Source organism: Nocardia sp. NPDC057440, assembly GCF_042802915.1.
GTDB lineage: Bacteria > Actinomycetota > Actinomycetes > Mycobacteriales > Mycobacteriaceae > Nocardia.
Map to the genome: position 1 here is coordinate 237,655 of NZ_JBHVDF010000015.1, position 4,095 is coordinate 241,749.

Genomic DNA, 4,095 nt, shown 5'->3' on the forward strand with positions numbered 1-4,095 from the left:
CTCGAGTTGACCCACCCGTATGCACTGGCCATCATCGGCCCGATTCTCGAAAGGTTCATGAACGAATGCAGCTTAGATTCAACCTGTCAACGCAACACACTCGGCGGGCGTGCGATAGCCGAGGTACTTGCGTGGCCGATTGTTGAGCCGTTCGGCGATCGAATTGAGGTCGGCCTGGCTGTAGGTGACGAGGTTGGTGCCCCTTCGGAAGGTACTGGCGCAGTAATTTGTTAGCGTTCTCGTTGGTGCCGCGTTGCCATGCGCTGCGCGGTGTCCAGCAAGACATTCAGCTCGCTGGACAGCCACTTGTGGACGCTCACCCATCGGTGGGCTCGCCAACGTCTGGTCGCCGGCTCGCCAGCCTTCGCGAGGAGGGCAGCCTCGTTGGAACCTCCCAGGCAACGGTCGGCTCCAGCATCCACGGACCTACCGCCGAGATCGCCTGGGGCGTGGGGACCCCTGGCAACGCCGAGGAATCGCCACCGAAACCATCCGTGGACTCATCGCCTGGCTCAGACGCCGACCGGTCCAGACCGTGATCGCCCATATCCACCCCACCCACTAGACGTCGGCCGCCGTTGCCACCGCCGCCGGGCTCAAGCCCACCGACCAATGCCACGACGGAGAGACGCAGTGGCGACTGAAAATCGAATAGCTCCATCCAGGTATTGACAATTGTTCGAGCACGAGATCGGTGCCCTGATGAGTGTTTCGCCGCGTACAGGGGCGCGATCTGAGTCGACGACAACATGGGGCTGGCAGATACGCACGAATCTGCCAGCCCCAGGGCGATTCCCGAGCGGCCCACCCTGTACTACGCCGACACCAGGATGGCGGTGTCAACCGATACGACGGCGCGGAAGATGACCACCGAATGTCGGCTCATCTTCGACAACCCGGGTCCGAGAATCGGGCATGGTGAAGGACCAGCGAAAATGCCTGTCGGACAAATCGAATCGGGCCTTCTCCTCGCCGAACGGCGGCAGCTTTCATGTGTCACACCCCGGGTGCGGGATGCAACACGATCTGCCACTACTCGGGACGGTATCGAGGTCCAACCTCGAGCCCGTCCCCTGTTCATCAACCGTGACGGCGGTTGCTCACGAATCTTAACGGGCGCGTTGCGGAGTCACGGATTTAGGCGGCACCAGCGGTTATAGTGTAATTATCGGGTTGCGGGAGGGGAGTCTGCCGATGTCCGACATGTCGAAAGTTGAGCTGTACGTGGCTATCCGCCAGGATCTTCGTGCTGGCCTATCCATGCGTGCCATCGAGCGCAAGCACAAGGTGGGGTGGCGTACGGTGGCCAGCGCGACGGAGTCGGTGTGGCCCGAGCCCCGTAAGGAGTATCCGCCGCGACCACAGAAGCTGGATCCCTACAAGCCGTTGCCGACTTCAATAGCGCAGCATCCGGAAACACCGCCGGTAGCCAGCCCCTGCAGCCGGACGCATTGAGGCGCACCACCAGTTCGTCGGCGTAGTCGAACAGCGCGACGAGCTCCTTGCGGGTGAAAGCCCGATTGCCGGAATCAGATTCGGCTTCGTGGATGTGCTCGGCGGTTAAGTGGGTCGGGCGTACGCCGACGGGCCGCGCGAGGCGGCCGAACGGGTGTCGAGCCCTGAACGCCACGTCTCTCACCACGGTAGGGTCTAAAGACTCTACCTCCGGCGGGTTCCGCGAGACATGTGATATTCGTAACGTCCAAAGGGACGTCACGGCTCGACGATGGAGGGCTCAATGAAACCGCAGTACGTGTATCGGTGGGTCAACAACCACGGCGTGATCCTCCTGTTCAAGAAGGTACTGCTCCGTCGTGGTGATCTGTTCGCGCGGTTGACCGGCAGCGCGGACGGTATCGAGAATCCGTACGCTCTGATCGAGAAGATGCGCGGGGAGGGTGGGTTGCACCGGACCCATCCGGTATGGATCACCTTCGATCACGGTATGGTCCGGGAGATACTGCGCGACAACCGTTTCGGTGTCGGCGTACCGACCGTGCTCGCGCCACGCCCTGTGCTGCGCGCGCTGGAGCGTCGACCCCTCCCACCGAACCCGGTGGATCCGCCGTCGATGCTGGCGATCGACCAGCCCGAGCACACCCGGATGCGCAAACCGGTCACCGCGGCCTTCACCCCGCGTGCCGTCGCCCGGCTGCGCCACAGGATCGAGACAGTCACCGAGGAACTGCTCGCGGCGCTCCCCGACGACGGGCCTACCGATCTGGTGGCGCGGTACGCGGCGCAGGTGCCCATCGCCATCATCTCCGAGATGCTCGGCTTCCCGGACTCCGACCGCGAGATGTTCCTGCGCTGGGGCGACGACATCAGTCCATTGCTCGACCTCGGGATCTCCTGGCGGACGCATCAGCGGGCGATGGAATCCTCGGAGCGGGTGCACCGGTATCTCGTCGAGCACGTCGAGCGCCTCCGCGCCGAACCCGGCGACGATATCCTCAGCAGCCTGGTCACTGCGGGCGATCTGTCCACCTACGAACTGTGCGCGTCGGCGACCCTGCTGATGGCCGCGGGCTTCGAGACCACGGTCAACCTGATCGGCAAGGGCATCATCTGGCTGCTCCGCCACCCCGATCAGCTGGACCGTTTGCGCGCCGAGCCCGAACTCTGGTCCAATGCGGTGGAGGAGATCCTCCGGATCGATCCTCCGGTGCAGACGACCGCTCGCACCACCCGTACAGCGCTGGAGATCGGCGGTATCCGGTTGCGCGAGGGGTCGACCGTGGTGCTGTCGCTGGCCGGTGCGAACCGGGACCCCGCCGTCTTCACCGACCCGGCCCGTTTCGACATCACCCGGGACAACGCCAACAATCATCTGTCCTTCAGCAGCGGTATCCATGTGTGCCTGGGCGGCGGTCTGGCCCGTATGGAGGCGGCGCATGCCCTGCGCGCACTCTTCGAGATGTTTCCGGACCTGCGATTGACCGATCCGCCCACCCGGCGGCGGCTGTTCACCCTGCACGGTTACGAGCACCTTCCCGCGCACACGGGTCCGCGCGTCCACAGCCACCAGCCGGTCGGCTGAACCGCGCCTGCGCCGTGTGTTCGCGGGCCAGAACAGGGTTCGCCGCGCCGACGCGGAGCGGCAGTCCCCGGGGCTCCGGCAGAATCGACAGTACCCGCCAATCAACGAGCAGGGCGAGATTGTCGGCGGATGGACGAGCCAGGAGTGGTGGACCCCAGACCGCATGTACTGGGCCGAAATGGAGGCTCGGAAAGTCGCGCGGACCAGACGATTCCACCGCGGCGGGGTCGCGTTTGCCCACTATCCCGAGTTGGATGATGATGAAGCTTTCTTCGCCGCGGAGCTTTCGCCTCGGCTGGCCGGTCGGTGATCTCGGAGATGGCGTCGGGTGAGTCGAAGCTGTCGAATGACTGGATCTTTTCTTCGTCGTTCACAGGAATTCTCCTAGCGTCGCGAGAAGTACGTCCCAACAACGTCATTCATGGGGTAGTGAAGCCCCGGCCGGCCGACTCGAAAACATATGGCCGACCCGCACCATCGTGACCGACATCCCTCGCCACCACTGCCGGAATCTCTCAGAACAAACCGGCAAACCGGACACGAGCTGCCATCGCCGCGCCTGCGCCCTGAAGTTGCCCGCATACCGGAACGCCAGGTCCAGAGTGTCCGCTGCCGCAACGACCACCCCCGAAGTCGCCTTGTCACCCTGACTCGCACAGCCGCAGCAAAGAAGGCCGGTGGCCTAGATGATCAATTCCGTGCCGACCTGGACGCAGGCATCGCCGCGGGCGACTACCACCTGTCGGTGACGATGTTCGCGTATTGGCGCACAAGCGGTGACCGATGGGAAACGGCACGAAGCGCAAGCCGTGTCCTAGCCCGTCGTTATAGCGGTGCGCTACTAGGGTCTCCGTCATGCAGTCGAACATGACGAAGGTAGCTCTGGTGCTCGCCGGAGCGTGTCTTGCTGCGCTTTCGCCGGTGGCCTCGGCACCTCGCGCCGGAGCCGAAGTCATCACGCTGCCGCCGCACGAGAGGACCTACGCGTCGCCGCTGGGCGGGAACCTGATGGTGGGCAACAGGGATGAGACGATCAACCGCATCGCGCCGTTGAA

1 protein-coding gene and 2 pseudogenes are annotated in these 4,095 nt (G+C 64.0%); 2 read left to right on the forward strand and 1 reads right to left on the reverse strand.

The window, feature by feature from the left end:
* Positions 1-78: 78 nt before the first annotated feature.
* A pseudogene (locus ACFU4Z_RS28025) lies at positions 79-271 on the reverse strand (transposase); the annotation flags it as partial.
* Positions 272-1,738: 1,467 nt separating this feature from the next.
* Here ACFU4Z_RS28025 and ACFU4Z_RS28030 point away from each other — a divergent pair.
* Positions 1,739-3,040: a cytochrome P450 gene (locus ACFU4Z_RS28030; protein WP_379068429.1), complete on the forward strand. Its 1,302-nt coding sequence runs from the start codon at positions 1,739-1,741 to the stop codon at positions 3,038-3,040.
* 855 nt (positions 3,041-3,895) lie between these two features.
* Positions 3,896-4,095, forward strand: a pseudogene (locus tag ACFU4Z_RS28035) (hypothetical protein); the annotation flags it as partial.